The sequence below is a fragment of the Streptomyces sp. NPDC008079 genome (assembly GCF_042957385.1).
In the GTDB taxonomy this organism is placed as follows: domain Bacteria; phylum Actinomycetota; class Actinomycetes; order Streptomycetales; family Streptomycetaceae; genus Actinacidiphila.
In genome coordinates, this window is record NZ_JBIBIC010000023.1 from 130,267 (window position 1) to 150,956 (window position 20,690).

18 protein-coding genes are annotated in these 20,690 nt (G+C 67.6%); 7 read left to right on the top strand and 11 right to left on the bottom strand.

What is annotated here, in order from left to right; genetic code table 11:
- Nucleotides 1-223: 223 nt before the first annotated feature.
- Both ACFZAM_RS33425 and ACFZAM_RS33430 read right to left on the bottom strand, forming a co-directional pair.
- Nucleotides 224-4,123, bottom strand: a complete 3,900-nt coding sequence (locus ACFZAM_RS33425; RefSeq protein ID WP_391051452.1) for an AAA domain-containing protein — start codon at nucleotides 4,121-4,123, stop codon at nucleotides 224-226.
- A gap of 6 nt (nucleotides 4,124-4,129) precedes the next feature.
- Complete coding sequence (locus ACFZAM_RS33430) at nucleotides 4,130-4,522, bottom strand: hypothetical protein (RefSeq protein WP_391051454.1); 393 nt, start codon at nucleotides 4,520-4,522, stop codon at nucleotides 4,130-4,132.
- 383 nt (nucleotides 4,523-4,905) lie between these two features.
- Here ACFZAM_RS33430 and ACFZAM_RS33435 point away from each other — a divergent pair, with 383 nt between their 5' ends.
- From ACFZAM_RS33435 to ACFZAM_RS33450, 4 genes are all read left to right on the top strand, one after another.
- Nucleotides 4,906-6,813, top strand: a complete 1,908-nt coding sequence (locus tag ACFZAM_RS33435) for an AAA family ATPase (RefSeq protein ID WP_391051456.1) — start codon at nucleotides 4,906-4,908, stop codon at nucleotides 6,811-6,813.
- 3 nt (nucleotides 6,814-6,816) lie between these two features.
- On the top strand, nucleotides 6,817-8,727 hold the full coding sequence (locus ACFZAM_RS33440; protein ID WP_391051458.1) for a UvrD-helicase domain-containing protein: 1,911 nt from the start codon (nucleotides 6,817-6,819) through the stop codon (nucleotides 8,725-8,727).
- Nucleotides 8,728-9,049: 322 nt separating this feature from the next.
- Nucleotides 9,050-9,376 carry a hypothetical protein gene (locus ACFZAM_RS33445; protein ID WP_391051460.1) on the top strand — a complete coding sequence of 109 codons (327 nt, stop codon included), beginning with the start codon at nucleotides 9,050-9,052 and terminating at the stop codon, nucleotides 9,374-9,376.
- 223 nt (nucleotides 9,377-9,599) lie between these two features.
- Nucleotides 9,600-9,851, top strand: coding sequence for a hypothetical protein (locus tag ACFZAM_RS33450; RefSeq protein ID WP_391051462.1), 252 nt, complete (start codon nucleotides 9,600-9,602; stop codon nucleotides 9,849-9,851).
- Between the two features lie 47 nt (nucleotides 9,852-9,898).
- Here ACFZAM_RS33450 and ACFZAM_RS33455 read toward each other — a convergent pair whose 3' ends face one another.
- The 6 genes from ACFZAM_RS33455 to ACFZAM_RS33480 all read right to left on the bottom strand — a co-directional run bounded on the left by ACFZAM_RS33455 (nucleotide 9,899) and on the right by ACFZAM_RS33480 (nucleotide 15,195).
- A complete protein-coding gene (locus ACFZAM_RS33455) occupies nucleotides 9,899-10,249 on the bottom strand; it encodes a hypothetical protein (protein ID WP_391051464.1) in 351 nt (116 codons plus the stop codon).
- Nucleotides 10,250-10,574: 325 nt separating this feature from the next.
- A complete protein-coding gene (locus ACFZAM_RS33460; protein WP_391051466.1) occupies nucleotides 10,575-11,537 on the bottom strand; it encodes a hypothetical protein in 963 nt (320 codons plus the stop codon).
- 49 nt (nucleotides 11,538-11,586) lie between these two features.
- Nucleotides 11,587-12,327: a hypothetical protein gene (locus ACFZAM_RS33465; RefSeq protein WP_391051468.1), complete on the bottom strand. Its 741-nt coding sequence runs from the start codon at nucleotides 12,325-12,327 to the stop codon at nucleotides 11,587-11,589.
- 58 nt (nucleotides 12,328-12,385) lie between these two features.
- A complete protein-coding gene (locus ACFZAM_RS33470) occupies nucleotides 12,386-13,498 on the bottom strand; it encodes a hypothetical protein (protein ID WP_391051470.1) in 1,113 nt (370 codons plus the stop codon).
- A 632-nt stretch (nucleotides 13,499-14,130) separates the two neighbouring features.
- Nucleotides 14,131-14,511 (bottom strand): tyrosine-type recombinase/integrase, encoded by a 381-nt coding sequence (locus ACFZAM_RS33475; protein WP_391051472.1) that lies wholly within the window; start codon nucleotides 14,509-14,511, stop codon nucleotides 14,131-14,133.
- 354 nt (nucleotides 14,512-14,865) lie between these two features.
- On the bottom strand, nucleotides 14,866-15,195 hold the full coding sequence (locus ACFZAM_RS33480; RefSeq protein ID WP_391051474.1) for a phosphotransferase: 330 nt from the start codon (nucleotides 15,193-15,195) through the stop codon (nucleotides 14,866-14,868).
- Here ACFZAM_RS33480 and ACFZAM_RS33485 point away from each other — a divergent pair.
- The gene (locus ACFZAM_RS33485) at nucleotides 15,152-15,832 is read left to right on the top strand and encodes a hypothetical protein (RefSeq protein WP_391051500.1); all 681 of its coding nucleotides are present in this window, start codon (nucleotides 15,152-15,154) and stop codon (nucleotides 15,830-15,832) included. The genes ACFZAM_RS33480 and ACFZAM_RS33485 overlap by 44 nt on opposite strands.
- Nucleotides 15,833-15,912: 80 nt before the next feature.
- Here the strand turns inward: ACFZAM_RS33485 and ACFZAM_RS33490 are convergent, their stop codons facing one another.
- Nucleotides 15,913-16,500, bottom strand: a complete 588-nt coding sequence (locus tag ACFZAM_RS33490; protein ID WP_391051476.1) for a TetR family transcriptional regulator — start codon at nucleotides 16,498-16,500, stop codon at nucleotides 15,913-15,915.
- Nucleotides 16,501-16,573: 73 nt separating this feature from the next.
- Between ACFZAM_RS33490 and ACFZAM_RS33495 the strand changes: the two genes are divergently transcribed.
- Entirely contained in the window at nucleotides 16,574-17,404 is an 831-nt protein-coding gene (locus ACFZAM_RS33495) for a methyltransferase domain-containing protein (RefSeq protein ID WP_391051478.1), read from the top strand.
- Nucleotides 17,405-17,634: 230 nt separating this feature from the next.
- On the opposite strand, the gene ACFZAM_RS33500 is transcribed toward ACFZAM_RS33495, so the two are convergent.
- Nucleotides 17,635-18,402 (bottom strand): transposase, encoded by a 768-nt coding sequence (locus tag ACFZAM_RS33500; RefSeq protein WP_391051480.1) that lies wholly within the window; start codon nucleotides 18,400-18,402, stop codon nucleotides 17,635-17,637.
- Between the two features lie 683 nt (nucleotides 18,403-19,085).
- On the bottom strand, nucleotides 19,086-19,280 hold the full coding sequence (locus ACFZAM_RS33505) for a hypothetical protein (RefSeq protein WP_355342756.1): 195 nt from the start codon (nucleotides 19,278-19,280) through the stop codon (nucleotides 19,086-19,088).
- Nucleotides 19,281-19,518: 238 nt separating this feature from the next.
- Here ACFZAM_RS33505 and ACFZAM_RS33510 point away from each other — a divergent pair.
- The coding region (locus ACFZAM_RS33510) for a DUF6531 domain-containing protein (protein ID WP_391051483.1) at nucleotides 19,519-20,690 on the top strand (1,172 nt) is incomplete at its 3' end.

Here is a 20,690-nt window from a genome sequence, read left to right on the forward strand (position 1 = left end):
GTGCACCCTGACCGCCGTGATCACCTTTAAGGGCTGCCGCCACCGCCGAGGGCACAATGATCCACGCACAGCTCCGCTGCCGAGGGCCTAGAAGCTGCGTGCTAAGAGGGCAGGCCACGACCGCGGGTGGTGCGGGCAGAAGACCTCCGCGCGTCATGAACTACGTCGTGAAGAGTTGCCCGGCAGTTGTCGGGCCATCGGGCTTGGCCGCCTTGCCGGGTGATCAGCCGAACAGCGGCGCCAGAGCGCTCTCGCCCGCGACGATCCGCCAGTGGGGCACCCGCACTGTCCGGCTCACGGGGCAGGCTTTGGCCCCGTGGCCTCCGGAGGGCAGCCCGGTGAGCAGGTCGCTACGCGCGTGGGTCAGCCGCAGGTGCCGTGCGGGGTCCGCATCGGGCCCCGGGCCGGGGTCGATCAGTACCGCAGTGTTCTTACCCGCGTCGGTGAACAGAAGGTCCACCGGGTGGCCGCCGACCAGCACGGCGCGCTCCAGATCGGTGATGCCCCGTCCGGCCAGGTACTGCTGCAAGCGGTCGGCGAGGTCGTCGAGGGTCTCGGTCTGCGGGCCGTGTGCGCAGGCCACGGCTGCCAAGCCGCCGTCGCCCGCTCCAAGCGGCGCTGACCGTGCGGCGAGGAGGGCGGGCAGGCCGCTCTGGTCCTGCCAGAAGCTACGCCCACCTACTGTGATCAGCTGCGACTTGGCGCGGGTGACCGCCACGTTCCACAGATTGACCTGGCTGGCGACCCAGTGGGTCGTCCGCGGTGGTGTGTTGCGCGTCGCCACCGGGCTGAGCACCATCACGTCCCGCTGGCCGCCCTGGAAGGTGTGGACGGTGCCGACCCGGACGCGGTCGTCGTCCCGCCACATCCGTGCCAGTGTCTCCTTCTGAGCCCGGAATGGCGTGACCACTCCCACCGTCGCGTCCGGTGGAAGTCCCGCCAGCAGTCCGTCGACCACGCGACGGACGGCCTTCGCCTCCTCCTCGTTCCGCCAGGACTGCCCGTCGCCGCCACGCGCCGATTCCCCGGACGGCACGTCGATCCAGCCGAGCACCGGTGCCGGGTCCGCCGCTCCCACCGGGTCGCATGCCGGCACCTGCCGTCGCACGTCGGTCAGCACCCGCAACCGGCCGCCGTAGCAGTGGCCGTTGACGACATCCGCGATCCGCGGGTGGCAGCGGTAGTGCTCGTCGAGGAGCAGCGCGCTGTCGCCATGCTGTTCGGCCGCGTGGTATGAGGAATGCACGTGGTAGGTGAGGCGGTGGTGCTCCAGCTGCGCGGCGCTCAGCCCGGCCCGTAGGCGTGCCTGACGTTCCTGCTGCGGTGACACGCCGGGGATGTGCCCGAGCTGCATGGGGTCACCGATGATCAGTGCCCGGCGGGCCCGGAACAGCAGCGGCAGCACGGATGGGATGGAGCACTGGCTGGCCTCGTCGATGACCACGAGGTCGAACAGTTTCGGGGCGAGTTCCAGTTGTCGCACCGCGTGGGTGGTGACGGCCCATCCCTTGATGTGCGTCATGAGGTTCTTCTGGCTGCGCTGGTAGCCGGAGCGGCGGCGGAGCGCCTGGAGCCGCTGGTTCATGAGCCCGCTGGCCCGGCCCAGGGCCTCGACAGACAGCGCGCGGGACAGTTCTGCCGACAGCCCGGACAGTGCCTCCGCCGCCGCTAGCCGGGATCGCTTGAGCCCGTCCTCGTCCCATTCCCCGTGCCGGTGGGCGAGTTCCCGCACCTCCCGCTCCACGGACATAATCCCGGCGAGGGACTCCAGCAGATCGGGCGGCACGGGTCGTCCCGTCGCCCACTGCGGCCATGCCGGTCCGGTACCGTCCGGGCGCTCCGCCCCCGCCGCGACCAGCGCGGCGAGCGCGCGCCCGCGCCGCCACGGCCCCAGCTGCCACCAGCGGGCCCGGGCCGTCTTCCGCGCCCGCTCCGCCCACCGGCCCAGCGCTGCCACGCCGTCGGCGTCGGCAGCCCAGAACCCTTCGAGCAGGGACAGGGGCAGCTCCAGGGCCGCAGCCTGCTCCTCCCGGTCGCGGAACAGTTCCAGCAGTTGTCCTTCCTCGCCGACGCGGTGGGCCGACTGTGCCCGCAGTCGGTCGGCCGTTCCCCTGGTGTTGCGCAGCTCGCCGCCCACGGTGGCCGACCCGCGCCGCGGCGCCCCGGCCGGTTCGGCGAGCAGCCGTTCCAGTTTGGCCGCCTCCCGCTCCAGTGCCTCCGCGTTGCCCGTCCGCATCAGCAGCCCGGGCGCGATGTCGTCGCAGCGCCGGGCGACGACGTTCACGGCCTCGTTGTTCGTGGAGGCGACCAGCACCGACTGCCCCGCGGCGACACAGGTGGTGACGACCGCCGTGACGACCTCGCTCTTGCCGGTGCCGGGTGGCCCGGTCGCCACCGTCAGCGGCTGGGTCATCGCCGATGAAATCACAAGCTCCTGGCTCTCGTTGCACGGTCCCGTAGCGACGGGCGTCACCGGGCTGGCCGCGACGGCAGTGGGCGCAGGGACCTGCCGAGCCCCACTGTCCAGCAACGCGTCCAGGGCGGTGCCCGCGATCTGCGGGGTCCGCGTGGATATCTGGAGCAGGTTCTCCACCAGAGCCTGGGTGGCCATGGCCTCTGCGCCCGAAGGCACCAGCAGCACGGCCGCGTTGTGCGCGCCGGGCCGCAACGCCTGCATCACCGTGCGCTCGCTCAGCGCGGACGGGTCCAGCGGTTCGAGTTCCGGCAGCCCCAGCTCGTCCAGCAACTCCCTGACGGCACGCAGCATCTGGGCGTCATTGCCCTCCTGCCAGGCCGGCTGCCAGCGCGCGACCAGGTCGGCCGCGTCACCCGCGTCCAGGAGTTCGGAGACGACGCCGCTGTGCAGGGACGGCACACCGCTTGGCCGGAGCACGTCCCGACCCTCTTCGTCCGGCGCCAGCTCCATCTGCTGGATGAGCAACGGCGCCAGCTCCACCGGCCCGCGCCGCCCCCGGACGGCGTCCCGCGCGGGCAGCGTGATCGCCGGGTAGCCGTACCAGTACTCCTGTCGCGTCCCCGCCTCGGTGTCCGAGCCGTTCCGTCCCTCCGGTCGGAGCAGCGCTCCGGGAGCGACGATGTGCGGTCCGCGCCCCGACTGGATGGTCTCCTCGCCCTGGGCCAGCAGGAAGTACTTCTTGTTCCGGCCGCCGTCCCGGTCCGGCCGCATTCCCGCCGCTGCCTGCGCGGTGAGGCAGTCCGCGTAGTACCGCAGCAGCCGCTCGCGGTCGACGCCGTCCCGTTCGTCCGCCTCCGCCAGCTGCCGGGCCTTCAGCAGTGCGGGGGAGCGCTGGACGGTGGTGGCGGCGTCGTGAGGGTGCGCGGGGAGATGCACCGGCCGCGCCACCGACCGTGCGAAGGGGAGGCTCCGCGTCGCCCTGATGGTGGACTTGGTGGGCCGCTGCTCCTCCGGTACGCCGTTGCGGGACATCTGGGCGGTCAGGTAGTCGAAGAGGTCGTCCGGGGTGATCCACCCGCCCTCCTTGATCCGGCCGTTGCGCAGCCCCTCGACGATCTCCCCGGTGAACCGGGAGGTGCCGAGGTCCGACCCGGGCGGCGCCATCGCGGAGGCCGCCTGCAGGGCGTCGGACGCGGTGATGAAGTACACGCCGGTCGGCCGCAGCAGGGTGCTCGGCGCGGACCGGTCCGGTTCCCCCGACGGGCCCTTTGCGGTCCAACCCTGGACCACGGACCCGCTGGAGCAGCAGTCCAGCAGCACCAGTTTGGAGGCGGCCCGGCAGGACTGCAGCATCCGCTCCAGGAACTCCGCCGGTACGGCTGTGCCCGGCAGGTCGGCCGGGTCGGTGTCCCGGGTCAGGAAGTACAACTGGCCGTCCTGCTCGCAGTACTCGCCGTGCCCGCTGAAGTAGAGCAGCGCGGTCTCGCTGGGCTGCCGCACTTCCAGGAACGTCTCGACCGCATGCAGCATCTCAGCGCGCGTCGGCTCGGCGGCCACCGCGCACTCGTTGTACATGCCGATCTCGGTGTTCTCCAGCACCGCCCGCATGTAGTGCAGATCGGCGCGCACCGCCGGGAGATCGGCGTACGTCTCGCTGTCGTACGAGGAGACGCCGACGAGTAACGCGTGCCGGTCGTTGTCGGTCATCGCTGCTCAGCCCGCCGTCGTCGCCGTCGTGTCGCCGTCGCCGTCGTCCGCGAGGAACCGTTCGACCAGCGTGTCGTCTTCGCGGGCTTCCTTGCCGGTAATGCGTAGGGTTGCCCCGTCGGGCCGCTTGACCACGATGGTGCGCTGCGGGACTCGCGCCAGCCACGTCTGTACCAGCGCGACGACGAACGAACCGGCGCTCAGCAGCAGCCCTACGGTGTCGGCGGACGGCCCGCCCTTGTGGCCGGCTCCCACTGGGCTGCCGGTCTCGGGCAGATCCAGCCTTGCCGTGGGGTCCACCTCGCCGAGCACGGCAAGCAGTTCCCGCGCGTCCTTGCGGGCGCGTAGCGGATCTTCATCGACGAAGGAGACCAGGAATCCGGTGTCGTTGTTGGGCATGGCGGTCTCGTCCCTCTCGGTTCACCGGCTCCCTGCCGGGCGAACGAGACTAGTGCCCGGCACCTGCACCGAACTCCCAAGGAGGTTTGGCGTAAGGATCGTTGGCGTGAAACCAGCCGACGATGGCTGGCCAGAGCCCGTCCAGTGAACGACGTGGAAGTCAGCGCTGGCGTGGTCACGGTCAGTGGTCGGTGGGGCCTGCCACGGTACCCGAGCACGTGTTCGAGATGACTTAATCTAGTACAAGCTGACTTCCTCGTACTGCCTGGATTCACTGGCCGTAGTCGTATGCTCTAGGCCGAAACCGCGCGTGGGTGGGGTACTTGACGGCGGTTCTGGAGCTCGGATCGACCGGATCCGGGCTGCGTCGCTGTGGGGGTTAGATGTACCTGGCGCGGTTGCGTGCTGAGAATTTCCGGATCTTCGGTGCGAACAGTGGGTCGGGCGAGGCGGGGGTCGCCGACGAACCGTCCCTGGATGTTCGTCTCTCGCGGGGCGTGAACGTCCTGGTCGGGGAGAACGACAGTGGCAAGACGGCCATCATTGATGCGATCAGGTTGTGCCTGCTGACCAGGGCAGCTGATTACACGCGCATCACCCAGGACGACTTCCACTCGGGGGCTGGGGGACGGGTCACCACGCTGACCCTCACCTGCGGGTTCGAGGACCTCACGATGGAGGAGCAAGCCGTCTTTCTCGAGATGCTGACGATGGTGGACGGCAAGCCCTGCCTTTTCGTCACGCTCAAAGCCCAACTGCTCGACCCCTTGCAGTACTCACGCGTCTCCGTCACGACCCGGACGGGGCCGGACGGCACGGGCCCTGCCCTGGACGGAGCGGCCCGGGAGTACCTCAAGGCGACCTATCTGAAACCCCTGCGTGACGCCGAAGCCGAGTTGAGGGCCGGGCGCGGATCCCGGCTGTCCCAGATCCTGGCCGGCTACCCGGCGATGCGCGCCCAGGAGACGAGCGACTTCGATGAGGAAGCCGACACCGCCGAGACACTGGTCGGCATCCTTCGCCGCGCCGAACACCACATCAGGAACAACGAGGCCGTTGCCGCCGCCCGAGACGCTATCAACACCGGCTACCTCAGCAAGTTCGCCATCGGCACCGACGAGCTTCGTGGTGAAATCGGTGTCTCCGACGGCCACACGTCGCTGGCGCGAGCATTGGAGCGCCTGGAACTGCGCCTGGTCACGGGATCCGATGACCCGACCAAACGCGGTCTCGGCTACGACAACGCCCTGTTCATGGCCGCTGAGCTCCTTCTCTTAGGAAACTCCGGGGCGGTGACCGCGCCCCTCCTGCTTATCGAAGAGCCAGAGGCGCATCTGCATCCGCAACTGCAGGCCCGAGTAATGGACCTCCTCAAGGAACGCGCCGGCGACGCGGCCAGCGGGGCCGCCCAGGTGGACTCGGCTCCGGTGCAGGTCATCTTAACCACTCACAGCCCGAACCTCGCCTCCGCCCTGCCCGTGTACTGCCTGACCATGGTGGCCCGCGGCCGCACGTTCAGCCTCTCCCCGGACCAGACCCGCCTGGAAGCTGGCGACTACGCCTTCCTGTCACGGTTCCTCGACACTACCAAGGCGAACATGTTCTTCGCCCGCGCCGTGGCCGTCGTCGAGGGTGACGCCGAAGCGATTTTCCTGCCCGCCCTTGCTCTGGCGATCGGCCGCTCCTTCCACGCCTGCGGTGTCAGCGTTGTCAACGTCGGGCACACCGGCCTCTTCCGCTACAGTCGCGTCTTCCAACGCGACGGAGCCCAGATTCCCGTGGCGGTGGCCTGCATCCGCGACCGTGACCTGGTTCCCGAAGGCACGTCGGACGAGATGCGCAAGAAACTCCGCTGCTCGGCTGAGATGACACCAGCCGAGATCGATGGCCACGTGAACGGGCTCACGAAAGAAGACGACGGTCACGTTCGCACGTTCGTCTCCGAGCACTGGACTCTTGAGTACGACCTCGCAGCCGCATCCTGGATAATGGCCACCCTCATGCACAAGGCAGTCCTCTGCGCCAGAGCCGCGGAGACCAAATGGCCAGCCCCGGGGAGACTCGAAGAGATCGAGAAAGCGGCAGAACAGCAGGTCCGCTCCTGGCAAGACGCTGGTAAGTCGCTGCAACACATGGCCCTCGACATCTACAAGCCGCTGCGCCTCAACAAAGCGAGCAAGTCCATCGCCGCGCAACACGCCGCCCGGCTGCTCGCCACCACCCCGGTGGATCCAGCGGACATCCCGACATACCTCACCAGGGCCTTCGACCACCTCTGTGGCGAGGTCTGACCGGTGACCGTACCCTTCGCACCCGACGCCCTGTCCAAAGACAAGATCGACAGACTATCCGTTCCCATGGGCTTGGCGCTGCCCCACCAGGAACAGTGGGACTTCCTGCAGAGCATGCACTCGATGGACCTGCAAGCAGCCCCGGGCTCAGGCAAGACTAGCCTCGTCGGCCTCAAGCTCGCGCTGCTCGCCGACAGTTGGGAGTCAACCACCCGCGGGGTGTGCGTCCTGTCCCACACCAACACTGCCAAAGACGAGATCATCACTCGGCTCAGCAGCGTCCCCGAGGGACGACGCCTCCTGGGGTACCCGCACTTCATCGGAACCATCCAGGCTTTCACCAACACCTTCTTCGCCCTGCCGGCCCTGCGCGCCCGTGGCATAGACGTCCGAAGCATCGACAACGACGCCTACGAGGAAGCCGCGCTGTGGCACTTCGACCGAAACCCGGCCTACAGGACCCTCCGTAGCTCCCTGAGCCGGAGGATGAACGGCCGAGAGCTTGTCGCCCAGGCGACCTACGTGTGCGAGGCCGGCAGCCTCCGCGCACAAGCCACGCAGCGTCTGCCCTTCAAGGACGATTCGCCCAGCGGCAAGCAGTACGCGGAGCTCAAGTACAGACTCACCAAGCAGGGCATCTTCCGCTACCACGACATGTTCGCCATCGCCGAGATACACCTTGCCCACCATCCCCAACTCGCCCAGGCCGCAGCACATCGCTTTCCGTTCGTACTCCTGGACGAAATGCAGGACACCGCCGCCTACCAGCAGCGTCTGCTCGCCGCCCTGTTCCCGCCCGGAGCGGCAGTGGTACAGCGGGTTGGCGACGTCAACCAGCGCATCTACACCGAGCCCGGCGGTTCGAAGGACCCCGGCTACCCCTTCCCCTTCCCACACTCCCTGGCGTCTCAACTGCCCGTCAGCCGCAGGCTCGGCAGAGACATCGCCGACTTCGCCAGCGCACTGACCCTCCAGCGGCCGCAGGACATCATCGGTGCCGGGCCCCAGGGAACCCTGGCCCTGTTGCTCTTCTCCGAGAGCAACTACCAGCGCGTGGTGCCGGCGTTCGAACGCCTGGCGGCCGCGCTCGTGCCCGAGGGACTACTTAAGGCGCGCCCGCCCCGGGTGCTGGCCGCCCGCACCAGCCGCGGTGGCGCGCAGGCCGTTCCACAGTCCCTCCAGTGCTACTTGCCCGACTACGTCCGACCCAAGGCAGCGGGACCCGCGTTGCTGATCGACGTAGTGCGCCAAGCGCAGGAGGACCTCGCGGTGGGAGACGGCCATTCCGCAGGCACAGCAGTCTGGAACGCACTGAGGGGCCTCATCCGGGACCGCTCTCGCGAACCTCTCCCAACCCTGCGTCTACTCGACCGCCAAGGGGGAACGCCAGATGCCCAGGTGCGATCCGTCCTGCGCGACTTGCTGTTCACCCCCGTGGATGACCCTGCGCGATGGGAAGCGCTGACCGACAGGACTCGTGCAGCGCTCTTGCGCCTGGCACACGAGCCGGGTCGGACTCCGGCACTCTCCGATGAATCCTTCGTTTTTCGGCCCAGCCCGTTGGCGGCCTCCCGAGACGCAACAAGCCATGCCCGCGAGGCGGGCTACACGCACACCCCTGCCCTGGCGGGTACGATCCAGGCAGCCAAGGGCGAAACACACTGCGCCTCACTCATCCTCGACTGCCTGGAAAGTACCGGGCAGAAGTTTGACGTGCACGAGGTGCTGAGCCGATGGGCCGCGGGAGACCCGCTGACTCAGGCACTGCCCACGATCAAGAAGGCAGCCCAACTCGTCTTCGTCGGCGCGACCCGCCCCACCCACCTCCTCGCATTCGCCACTCACCGCGAGCGGGCAGAGCCCTACGTCGACACTCTCTATCAACGAGGCTGGACCATCCACGACGTCGTCTGAGCACCTCGGCACGCACGGAGCAGGAAGGCCCCAGTGCGGCTGAAATGCGGAGTCGACCCTGCTCGCCCAGGATTGATCCTGACGGACGTGTGACCAGTTGTTGCCTGACTCGTTTGTACGGTCATAGGGCAGCCTGATTTGCGTCTCCGTGTAGGCGCCGTTGAAGCCGTTCTGCTTCTTGACCTGCTTACGGCAACGCGGAGAGGCCACGGCCTGACCAGCATCGCCCTGCCCTCGAGGCCCGGGCCGCTGCCCGAGGGGGTCGTCATGTCCTGCAGCACACCAGTCCTCCACCCCACCAAGTAGGGAATCCGGTCCGACCATGCACGGCATCGAACTCGGGGCGGCAGCGCCGCCCACCCCATCTGACCTTCGACCCCTGGGCTGCGGTCACCTCAACAGCCAGTGCGTCGACCACTTCGTCGACGCTGACGGCACGGTCATTCACCATAGCGCGGTTCTGAATGTAGAGACCCCCAAGGACAGCTCGCTGCAGTTTCGACTCTCGCAGTGGGGCGACGAAGCACCGTTCCTGGAGATTGACGACACCGAACTCGAACTGGTCGGTCTCGACAAGCTCCTCGCCGACCTCACTCGGGTCCGCGCACACTTGGCGGCCGCTGTAGCGGGAATGTTGGTGACGGAATGAAGGCGTGCGGCGCTGCCACCCCCAGAGTGCCCAACCCCGAGACCCAGCGATGGCTGACGGACATCGGACGTGTCCGCGACGCTAAGGGATCGCCCGCCGTCCGCGCTTTCTGGGACGCCGTCGTGGACTCAATCGCGGAGACCGACAATCCAGAGGGTGTCTTCCACCAGATCCTCGGCATTCTCGAACGCGAGCAGACTCGCCGCAAGCACGAGGCGTCGGCATGATCGTCGACACAACCACCCACGATGCCCTCAACGAGCTGCTGGCTACCCATGGCGTAGATGCGATGGAGGCCCCCGCCGAAGGCCCGATGCCGCACGGAGCCCAAGCGTGGTTCGCCACAGTCAACGGCGTGCCGACGATCATCTATGCCGCTGGGCAAACGGACGCCTTCCGCCTTGCCATCACCGAACGGGCCCTCGGCGCTGGCCGCCTGGCACCAGGCCAGAGGGAGCGCCCTTCCCCCACCTGAACACCGCACCTGACAGATCGGCGTAAGCGGCCAAGCGGCAAGGACTGTTAATCCTTCTTCGGGTCAGCGGTTGCTGGTACTGGCCTGGGCACTAGGGCAAGTTCGATGCCGTCGGCGGCGGGTGATCCAGGCCCGGTGCTGGCGACGTACACCGCGTACCGCAGGACCGCCTCTAGTTTCGCGGTGCCGCGCCGTATGTCGTAGAGCAGCCGAGGGTCGTGCCAGGCGCGCGGGGCCTGCACGGTGCCCTGGGTGGGGCGGCCGCGTACTTCGGCGACAATGTCCAGCAGACTGCCCGTATCGGCCGGGGGCGGCAACTGGGCGAGCATACCGAGCAGCCGGGTGCGCTGGCCTGCATTGAGCGCGCTGCCGACGCCAGCCTGTGCGTCGGTCCTCATGGCCTCATAGTCGCGCAGGCCGTCGTGCCGGCAGGCGTGGTAGAGGTCGTGCGCGGTCATCACCTGCCGGTACAGGTCGTCGTACGAGTCCTCGGCAACCGGCTGTCTCCGTGACTGCTGGATCCCGATGGCCAGGCCGCCGTCCTGCCCGGAGCGACGAGCCTTCGGTACCCCGATGATCTCGCCGCGTGCCAGGTCGAGCAGCAGGCCGCAGGCCGTACCACGCGGCAGTTCGTCGTCGCTGCTCAGCCTGAGTATCCCGCAGGGTGGTCAGGGGTCCTAACGGTCACTCGGTAAGTCCTCGAACCGACGGCGGCAAGGCGCTTCAGGGTCCCTTGAAGAGGTGAGCAGCAAGGCTCACCTCTATCCCGCTCGGGGTGTCCTCTCGCGTGAGATGGTGGAAGAGCTGGCGACGCTGCATGCTCTCAAGTGGAAGGCTGAAGGCGTATTCCACCTCAGCTGCCACGAGCTGCTCGCGTCCTTCAATAACGAGGTCGCAGTGCTTGCAGGAAAGAACCAGCACCTCGAAGAAGATCTCCTCCTTCGATCCTTCCTTCAGCGGAAGCACCTTGGCGTCCAGAATTCCGGGACACCGACAGCCGGGACACCTGCGGGACTGGGAGAAGTACACGTCGTCGTCGAGCTGCCTCAGTGTCGGGAGGATTCCCTTCGCGGCGGCCCGATAGGTCTCCATGGCGTCCGCTTGAAGCCCCAAGAAGCGCTCCTCGAACCGGTGCCTAGCGCCTCGTATCTGGATGGCCACTTCACGCTCGACCTGTGAACTGGCCTCGCTGAGGACCACGTTGGCGAGCGAGGTCATCCGGCCCCAGTAGTCTCCCGGCGCCTCGCCCAGGTGCCGCAGCAGCTCAGTTGTTGTCCTGGCGAACGTCAGGACCGGGTCAAACTCCTCGCTTGTGTCCGCTGCCAGGTGAGCGACACCGTTTCGGAGCTCGATTAGGCCGTCGAGGTCAGTGTCCTTGGGCCGGAGGACACCGAGCTTGCGAAGGCGGCTGATGGCCACCGAGGCGCCGATGGTTCGAATGCGGGTCTCAACGGACGGCACGGCTCCAGCGAAGTACAGGAGCAGGTCCTCTTTTGCGTTCGTCTCCATGAGGAGAATGGGACTCTGCTTCGCCAGTGTGGCCTTCGCGAGCCGCTCGATGCTGACACCCGCATGCAGCAGAAACAACTCCCGATCACCGCTGTGCCTGTTGTGCGAGGTCCAGGCACTGAACGCAAACTTCTTGGCGCCCGCGAAGAGGCTCCCGTATGAGAGCGAGTCATCCATGTAAGGACCGTAGCCCCGCATTCGTCACCGTCGCACCCTGATTCCAGACTCAGGCCAACACCTTGGGCCAGTCCAGATTCAGCGGCCTGGCGAAGTCATCCATCTCCGGGTGCGCCAAGGTGTCCCGTAGCGGCCAACCAACGGGACGTACCGGCGGCCAAACGACCCGAGCCTTGGCCGTGTTCGGAAACGGGGCCGGTCTCAGACCGTCCTCCACCGGTCCGAGACGCAGTACCTGCATCACCGCGCAACCGATCTTCAGGGTGCCCACCCACCCGCGTCCCAGCTCGTCACCGTAGCCCTGGTATCGGGTGTCCACGATCGGGATCGAGTCGTCCGCCAGGTAGGGCATGAGGGCCAAGCGGGCGGTCATGAGGTGGCTCGGTGCCCGGTCCGTGTGGAAAGCCGCGTAGTCCTCGGCAGGAATGGCGGTCTGGTCCTCAGCAGGGTGCGTGTGCTGGAACATGAGCATGGTCTTGAGCCACCACGTCACGAGAGCGCGTTGGTCGTCGAGGCTGAGCACCCTGACCTCACCACGGATGACGGCGGGCAGCAACCGCCGGACGCCCTCTTCCAGGTTGTTCATCCAACCGTTGTTGCACGTCGCGCAGACCACTCGGACCTGTTGATCGAGCAGCGGGGCCTCCCGGAACCGGCGACCCTTTTGGCTGATCGTCACGTAGCGGACGCGGGGCAGCATCGACGGCTCAAAGGCGTCCTTGAGCCAGCGAGGAAGGACGTGCTCCTTCGTCAGCGGGGTCGCGCCACAAAAGACGCAGGTACGGGCCATACCGGGACGTTAGCCCGCGAGGACAGTGAAAGCACGACCTTTTTGGAAGCTGGCCGGCCTACGGCTCGTAGCTCTCCCCCTCGGACTCGGCCTCATCGTCGTTAGGCCCCTCGGCCGCATCGAAGTCGGGCTCCCAGTCCGGAAACATCTCCTCGTCCCTGTCGGGCACGAGCATCATGAACAGGTCGACCTCCGCCTTCGCCAGGTCGTCGGGGAGCATCCTGGTCCCTCGCGCGGGTCTGGAGATGCCAGGAACGTCCAGCTTTTCGAGATCGACCCCAGCCGAGGACAGCTCAGCCTTCCCAGTGATCTCAAGCCCACACGTTGGGCACGTGAGCTGTCGGAAAGTCTCAACGGGCCGGAGATTCTCAAGGGTCACTGGGAAGGCGCGGTCCAGGATGATGGTAGCCGGGCAGTTGCAGGCGGGACACTCGCAGGCCGCGACCACAACGCCGAGCTTCTTGCCCGCGAAAACCAGACGGTCGATCCTCGCCATGGCGGAGGACGCCAAGCTGGCGACCACCAGCTGGTCCATCCCCCGCACCCGGTCGCTGTATCGCGACTTCGCCCGCTGGATGCGAAGGTGGACAGCCCTCTCAATGGCTCTGTCTGCCTGCGCACGAACCTCGTCGACCAATGCCAACTGGTCACCCCAGAACCACGTCCGGCTCTCGCCACGGTCGGTGAGTAGACGCTCCGCGGTCTCGATGAACTCCGCCATCACGAGTTCCACGCCCTCATCCAGAGCGGCCGTGTGAACGACGCCGTTGCGTCGGTCCACCAGCCCCTTCAGCTCAGTTCGCTCCTTCGGCGTGAACACACCGAGGTCCCGGAGCCGGTCCAGGGCGCCGCCGAGGCCCACGGTCCGAAGATCCTTTGTGGGCTGCTCCCGGATTCCGCTGAGGTGGAGTAGGTGCTTGAAGGTCGTGTCCTTCTGCTGAGTGTCGACGATCAGCACCGGGTTCCGGGAGGCGAGCGCCCACTTGGTGAGCCGTTCCACACTCACCCCTGCAAGCAGAGCGGACACCTCATGGTCGTCTTGGGCGTACGCCTTCAAGGCCCGAAGAGCCAGCCGTTGAGCCCCGACCACCAGCTCACCGGCAATCCCCACACGGGAGGTGCTGCCGAACAGGTCGACTGGTGTTCGATCGTCCCCACTGTCCTCACTCATGTCGGCGAACCTAGCGCCGTCCGCCGCCTAACGCGATCGTTTGATGGAGTTGCCGATCACTGCGGGGTTGAGCCTCATGCCGATGCGCGGGTCACCTCCGCGCGAGCGGAGGTGACCCGCGCACCATGAGCCCGGCGCCCTCTCGCCTTCGTTCCACATTCACCCGTCGCCGACACCACTTGGGGAAGGCTTCGCTGTCCCAGTGTTCGATTGTCAGATGCCGCCAGGCGAGGCAGACTGAATGAGAGACGTCTCGTGATGTATTGGACCCAGGTTGTCAGGGACCAGGTGGGGACCACACGCGGTGCGCGTTGGTGAGCGATCCACTCATAACGGCGCGTTATGCGCGGGGTATTGGTCCCGAATGGCAGGGAAATCCCCTTGATCTTCGCGACTGGGGGTCAAGGGGTCGCAGGTTCAAATCCTGTCGTCCCGACGGTGCACGAAGGGCCCGCTGGACTGGCATTTAGCCAGGCCAGCGGGCCCTTCGGGTTTTTGGCAACCGTTTCCATGTGATGGAGCGTCAGGTTCCTGGGGACCACCTGGGGATCACGGTCGTGGAAAAGCCGCAGGTCAGCGTGATTTCGCCGGGGGCCATGTTCATCTCAGCCCTACGCGGAGTTGTCTGGTTCCTACAATCTCCGCAGGGTCGCGGACATGCCGGGGGAGGGCGGCGGGAGGCCGGGGGTAGTGCTCAGGTGGTTGCTGAGGGTGCGGCCGGCGTGGATCACGGACTGCAGGTCGGGGTGGAGGTAGCGCTGGGTGGTCTGCAGGGAGCCGTGGCCGGCGATCAACCGGAGGACGTGCAGGGGGACTCCGGCGTCCGCCGTCCAGGTCGGGCCGGTGCGTCTCGGGTCGTGTCGGCGCTGGTGTTCGTAGCCGAGGGTCTGGACGACGTCGTCCCAGTGGGCGGCGTCGCGCAGGACGGCGGTGGTGATCCGTCCGCCGCGGGGGCCGGTGAAGACGCGGGCGTCGGGTTGGTCGCCGATTGTCAGCAGGCGTCGGGCGACCATGGGCCGAATTTCTTCGATGAGGGGGACACGGCGGGCGGTTTCACTGTGTCGACAGAAGGCGGGTCAGCCTTCAGATGGCGACGAAGGCTGACGTACTGCTCGGGTGCCCACTCCGGCGAGGCAGTGAGCTGCTCCCGGACCCAGGCGTCCACCTTGCGACTCAGTTCGTCGTCATACGTGTCCATTTCCCGCCTGGATCCAGTAGCCGTGGAGGAGGCGGCCATGACGCAGGACCTGGTGACCATCACTACGCGGACCGGGACACGGCAGGCTCCTTGTTCGGACTGCAGCTGTATGTCCGAGCGGGTCCGTTGCGGGTACCGACGATGCCTGGCTGGCGCGGTGGGTGATCGGCTACAGCGGCCAGCAACGGGCGGATCTTGTGGACGGCCCGGGTGACCGTGGAGCGTCCACTGGCAGCAGAACCGCTCCAAGTCGGCGCACCCGGCCGCCTGGCGAACCGGCCACCCGCCCGCCATAGACACGGAAGAGGCGGTCGGGCCCCTGGCGGTGCTCGGCGTGGTGCATCCCGACGATCTGCTCGCATCGGGACAGGTCCTCGAGGGGGCCGCCGAAGTGGGCGAACCCCCAGTCGACCACGGCAGTGACCTGGAAGGCCACCCGGTCCACGGGAAGGTTGTTGGGCCCGAAGTCCCAGTGGGTAAGCGCCCCCGTCGCGCCCATCGGCGCGGCCTCCGGCGAAGACGCGCCCGCACCCGGCTGGGTGCTCCATGTCGGGGTCGACGAGGTCGCCGCGGTCGGCGGATCCGTGCTGCTGCCTCCGTCCCCCGACAGCACCGGCGCCGTCACTGCGCTCGTCGCCGACTCCGCGGGCACGCGCTTCTCGCTCCGGGAGGCAGGGGACGCCGCGGAGCCAGGCCGCAGCGACCAGCCCAGCACGTTCGCCTGGGCCGAGCTCATCACGGACGACGCGCAGGTGAGCGCAGCCTTCTACAGCTCCGTTCTCGTCTGGACGCTGACCGCGCCCGAAGGGCCGCTGGGCCGCCGAGCACGGCAGATCGACGGCGTCTCGGTCTGCGGCCTGCTGCCTCGCCCAGCGGCGATGGCAAGCCCGTATCTCGTCCGCACCCAGCAGACAGCCAAGAGGAAGAGTCCGGTCAGCGACTTCTGGCTCAAGCGCCTGTTCAAGGGGCTGCCCGCCACGGCCGACAGCCTCCGCCAGGACCGGGCCCTCGAAGAAGCGACCGCCGCCGGACCCGATCCCCTCCGCATCGCCACCATGTTCAACCTCAGCGCCCAGGCCAGCTTGCGCTACACCTACGCAGCCGGCCCGTCAGACACCGAGACGACGATTGGGTAAGCCTCTAGTAGCTGACCGTTATGTGCCCTGTTCTGGGAGCTGTCTGCCGCTGGCGGCGACGTGCGGTCTGTGCGCTCAGGTCACGATGGGAGTGGTCGCAAGGCGCTGGCGATGACGGTGGTCACCATCTTGTGGACGGCGGCGGTCTGCGGTGGGGCGCTTGTCCGGTCGGCGAATAGCAGGTGCCCGGCCCCGACGAGGGTGGGGGCGAGTGTGTCGATGTCGGCGTCACCGGCCAGACGCCCCGACTCCCGCTCGGCGGTGAGGTATGCGGCGATCATGGCGGTGCCCTGCATGGCGAGTGGGATGCCGGTCAGACCGGCCTCGCGCAGCCGGGCGCGGAGGCCGTCACGGAAAGTGATGAGCGCGACGATCGCCACCGTGACCGGCCCGAACAGATCCTGCAGCGCGTCGGCGAGGTTGTCCACCACGCTCCCGGTGCCGGCGGCCGCGCGCAGAGTCGTGGTCCGGTCCTCGATGTCGCGGACGCGGTCGAGGACCAGTTCTGCCAGGAAAGCGTCGAAATCGGTGAAGTGCCGGTGCAACACACCCTTGGCGCAGTTCGCCTCCTCCGTGACCGCCCGGCTGGTCAACGCGTAGGGCCCGTCCCGAAGCAGGACACGCTCGGCGGCTTCGAACAGCTGACCGCGCACGTTGTGGATGTGCACCCCTGACGGCATTGTCTCCCTCTCCGCGCCGCTCTGCCTTAACAAGTGGGCATGCGCCCACTAGTGTGGGCGCATGCCCACTTTATCGCAGGGACAGTCGGCCGAGTCCGGCCCCGAGCCCCACCGCCACCGGCAGACAGCCGAGTCGTTCGGAGTGGACGCCGAACGCTACGACCGCGCCCGACCGCCGTATCCCCAGGCCCTGGTGGACAGGATCGTCGCGGCAAGCCCCGGCCGGCACGTCCTCGACGTCGGAGCCGGGACCGGCATCGAGGCCCGGCAGTTCCAGGCGGCCGGCTGCACGGTGCTCGGTGTCGAGCCCGACGAGCGGATGGCCGCCTTCGCACGACGCAGCCGTATCGAGGTCGAGGTCGCCAGGTTCGAGGACTGGCAGCCGGCCGGGCGGCAGTTCGACGCGGTCATCGCCGGCACCGCCTGGCACTGGGTGGGCCCCGTCGCCGGCGCGGCCAAGGCGGCCCAGGTGCTTAAGCCCGGCGGCCGACTCGCCCCCTTCCACCACGTCCCCCAGCTCCCGGCCGAGGTGATCGACGCCCTCGCAGAAGCACTCCAACGGGTCGCCCCCGATTCCCCGTTCAACCCCGGCCTGCTCAGGGGCTCGGCCGTGGACGCCTACCAGCCGCTGTTCGCGAAAATCGCCGACGGGATCCGGCAGACTGGCAGCTTCAGCGAGCCCGAACAGTGGCGCTTCGCCTGGGAGCGCACCTACTCCCGAGAGGAGTGGCTCGACCAGCTCCCCACCTTCGGCGGCCTCACCCAACTCCCCGCAGACAAAATGGCGGAGGTCCTGGACAGCGCCGGGACCGCGATCGACAAGCTCGGCGGCCACGCCACCATGCCCTACACATCCATCGTGATCACCTCCACCCGCTCCCAAACGCCGTGACCGCCGCAACACCGGGCGCGAGTACACCGATGAGCACAGCAACGTTCCCGGGGGAAGCGGGAAGAAGACTCGCAAGAGGGGAAGTTTCTCCGGCCCTTTGCCCCGGGCCGCGGCCATCATCAGCAGCAGCGCCCCTATCGCGCGCATCGAGGCGGAACGCCGACACTCAGGGAGTAAGGGCTGTCCCGCAATTGATCTTGTGCGCTCCTGGTTGCCGGTCGGCCGTCCGATCAGCGGGCCTGACGAAGATTGTGCAGGTGGGCGATACCCAAGATCGCGTAGTGGCCACCGTCACCCTTGAGTCGGCAGTCGCGAAGGATCTTCCAGGTCTTCATGCGCGCGAAGACGTGCTCTACGCGAGCCCTGCCCTGTTTGTGGGAGCGGTGGTGCTCATGCTTCCATCCGCACAGTTCGCCGCCCGCGGGCCGACGATGCGGGACCGCCAGGCCAGTGCCCTGGTAGCCGCCGTCGGCGATGGTCGTGGTCCTGCCGACGGCTGCCTTCGCACCCGATTCTGCCCATGCCTTGCAGTCGTTGCGGTTGCCCGGCACTGGTCGTCCGACCGCAACGACCAGCCGTGTGTCAGCGTCGACGACCACTTGGTGATTGGTCGAGTACCTGTAGTTCTTGGACTGCTCGGCGATGCTGTGATCGCGGGTAGGCACCAGTGCGCCGTCCACGATGAGCACGGTGCCGGCGTGGAACCGCCGCCGCTGCTTGAGTGCCAGCAGCGGCCCGATGTGGCCGACTATCCGGTCGGCGGATGACTTGGAGATACCGAACAGTGGAGCGAGCTGCCGCAACGTCAGGTTGGTCCGCCAGTACGCGGTGACCAGGAGTACCCGCTCTTCCAGCGGCAGTGACCAGGGACGCCCGCGGCGAGTTCGATCGGCGCCTTCTCGGCGCAACAGCGTGACCAGCTTTCGAAAGTCGCGCGAGCGCAGCCCGGTGAACGGGGGTATCCAGGACGGCTCCGCTGCCGTGATCATTCCAGCCACAGCGGGATCTTCTCAAGGCGAACCACGCCCTGACCGCTCACATGGCCAGCGCGGCTTGCCGCGTCGCCGCGGCGCTCAGGTCGTATCGCGCTTCGCGGCCGACGGAGAGGGCGGTTGCTCGTCGCGGCTCTCTGAGGTGAAGGCGTCGCGTCGAGCGAGAGTCACCGACAGAGGCAGGCCCAGCCGCTCGGCTGCGCGGCGCCGGACACGCACCTGAGCTCGGGTCCGGGGCCGGAAAGAGGGGAGCCATGAGCAGCCGCAGCCGGGGCGGTGATCGTAGGTCAGCCCCTCCGCGAGCACAGTCGCAACAACTGACCATGCCTTCGTGTCGCGTCGCCGGGGCGCAGCAAAGTCGTAGCCGGCGAAGACGAGCTGTTCACGACAGCCAGGACAGATGCGCTTCCGGATCGGCCATGTGGTGCCTTTGAAGGAGAGCCGGCACGCGATGCATACGTAGTGCCGGAAGGCACCGTTGAACGCGTGGTAGCACATGGTCCGAGAGGATACGCATCGTCCGCGGGCGGGCCCAACCGGATTCCTAGAGCCCGATCTGGCCAGTCGGCCGCCCGGTCAGTGTCCGCGCCACCACACGATGGGCCGGACGCACAAATAGCGGGACAACCCTTACGAGCTCGTGCATGGTTGGCGGTGGCGCGTCGAGGACCGTGGGTCGGCGGTTGTGCTCACCTTTGCGTGCTGATCGCCGACGTGGCGGCCTGCTGGTGGGAGAGCAGTGCGGCGACGGCTTGGATGATGTCGCTCATGTCTTCGCGGCGGCCGTGGTGGCGGGCGAGGGATCTCCAGTTCTTCATATGGCCGATGCCGTGCTGGACTCGGATGCGGCGTGAAGAATGGGCCTTGCGCTGACGCTCGTGCATCTCCTCGTACCACCCGGGCGGGTTCTTCTTGAACTAGCCCACTCCTGTGCACAAAACCTCAAGAGAATCGCAATCGCGTGCGATTCCCGGATTGAGTGGGCTTATGCCGTGAAGAACGTCACCCCGGGCGATGACGCGGTCGAATCCTCGGTCGACACGCCAATTAGCGCTGCGACATGTTGGATTGGAGCACCATTGCTCCGTCGAAACCGCGGTGCATCGCGCGAAAGATCTTGAGGTGACCGAACGCCATCGCTGTCACGCATCGCATTCGTTTGCCGGAGGACAACGTTCCACTGCCGGGCCCCTCCAGGATGTTTCAGGCGTGCCCGCCGACTGGTGCGGCACGGACTGTGATGGGGGTGGACTGCAAGTGCGGAAACGCATACTCGGACGCTGGGGCTCGGTGCTCGGCGTCGCGACCACGGGGGTGGTCATCGCGGCGGGTGCGCCGGCGGTGGCTGCCGCGCCGGACGTTCCGACGCAGGCGGTGGCGCTGGTCGACAGTGTCAAGCCGGTGTTGACCGCGAAGGTCTCGAGCCCGTCGGGCGGGCAGGTCACGGCGAAGTTCTTCGCCGGGACCTACGCCGCGAACGGGGCGTGGGACCTGGTCAACGGCGGTACGGTCACGGTGGCGTCGGGCTCGGTGGCCCGGCTGACGCTGCCGACGTCGATGCCGATCGGTACGGAGTTCGACTGGCAGGTGCAGGCCTGCCAAAGCGGCACCTGCTCGGCGTTGACGACGCTTCAGGACACGCATGTCTCGCCGATGCTGGGCGCGGGTGCACGGCCGGGTGCGACGCGGCTGTCGTTCTCCGCCGGCGACCATGTCTCGGCGCAGGTCGACGTGGGCTCGGGGAATGTACTGGTGTCCACCAGCGATCTGACGCTGCCCGGGATCAACGGCGATGTCGGTCTCGGCGCGTCGTACAACAGCGAGTCGGTGGGATCCGGGTTCACCTCGACCTCGGCCGCCGCGGGGTACGGGTGGCTCCTGACGCCGTACGACATCTCGCTGACGGTGCATGAGGAAGGATCGGTGACCTACCGCGGCCAGGCCGGTGTAACGGGCCTGTTCGTGTCCACCGGCAGCAGCTTCACCGCGCCGGGCGGCTTCAAGGCGGACCTGGTCAAGAACAGCGACGGCACCTACACGCTGACCGACCACTCCAGCCAGACCAAGCAGACCTTCGACTCCGCCGGGAAACTCACCAAGATCACCGACCGCAACGGCAACACCACCACACTCGGCTACAGCGGCAGCCTGCCGGCCTCGATCATCGCGACCCGCGGCACCACCAGTCAGCGCACCGGCGTGTACGCCAATGCGTCGGGTCATGTGACGACGCTGAAGCAGACCGCCTCGGACGGCTCGGTCCGCACCGTCACCTACACCGTCAACAGCAGCGG

What these genes read in the sequence shown, in the direction of transcription:
- ACFZAM_RS33445 (WP_391051460.1), top strand. Translation starts at nt 9,050, where the DNA reads ATGCACGGCATCGAACTCGGGGCGGCAGCGCCGCCCACCCCATCTGAC.
- ACFZAM_RS33475 (WP_391051472.1), bottom strand. Translation starts at nt 14,511, where the DNA reads ATGGTCGCCCGACGCCTGCTGACAATCGGCGACCAACCCGACGCCCGC.
- ACFZAM_RS33435 (WP_391051456.1), top strand. Translation starts at nt 4,906, where the DNA reads ATGTACCTGGCGCGGTTGCGTGCTGAGAATTTCCGGATCTTCGGTGCG.
- ACFZAM_RS33455 (WP_391051464.1), bottom strand. Translation starts at nt 10,249, where the DNA reads ATGAGGACCGACGCACAGGCTGGCGTCGGCAGCGCGCTCAATGCAGGC.
- ACFZAM_RS33450 (WP_391051462.1), top strand. Translation starts at nt 9,600, where the DNA reads ATGATCGTCGACACAACCACCCACGATGCCCTCAACGAGCTGCTGGCT.
- ACFZAM_RS33465 (WP_391051468.1), bottom strand. Translation starts at nt 12,327, where the DNA reads ATGGCCCGTACCTGCGTCTTTTGTGGCGCGACCCCGCTGACGAAGGAG.
- ACFZAM_RS33495 (WP_391051478.1), top strand. Translation starts at nt 16,574, where the DNA reads ATGCCCACTTTATCGCAGGGACAGTCGGCCGAGTCCGGCCCCGAGCCC.
- ACFZAM_RS33425 (WP_391051452.1), bottom strand. Translation starts at nt 4,123, where the DNA reads ATGACCGACAACGACCGGCACGCGTTACTCGTCGGCGTCTCCTCGTAC.
- ACFZAM_RS33480 (WP_391051474.1), bottom strand. Translation starts at nt 15,195, where the DNA reads ATGGGCGCGACGGGGGCGCTTACCCACTGGGACTTCGGGCCCAACAAC.
- ACFZAM_RS33505 (WP_355342756.1), bottom strand. Translation starts at nt 19,280, where the DNA reads ATGCACGAGCGTCAGCGCAAGGCCCATTCTTCACGCCGCATCCGAGTC.
- ACFZAM_RS33430 (WP_391051454.1), bottom strand. Translation starts at nt 4,522, where the DNA reads ATGCCCAACAACGACACCGGATTCCTGGTCTCCTTCGTCGATGAAGAT.
- ACFZAM_RS33470 (WP_391051470.1), bottom strand. Translation starts at nt 13,498, where the DNA reads ATGAGTGAGGACAGTGGGGACGATCGAACACCAGTCGACCTGTTCGGC.
- ACFZAM_RS33460 (WP_391051466.1), bottom strand. Translation starts at nt 11,537, where the DNA reads ATGGATGACTCGCTCTCATACGGGAGCCTCTTCGCGGGCGCCAAGAAG.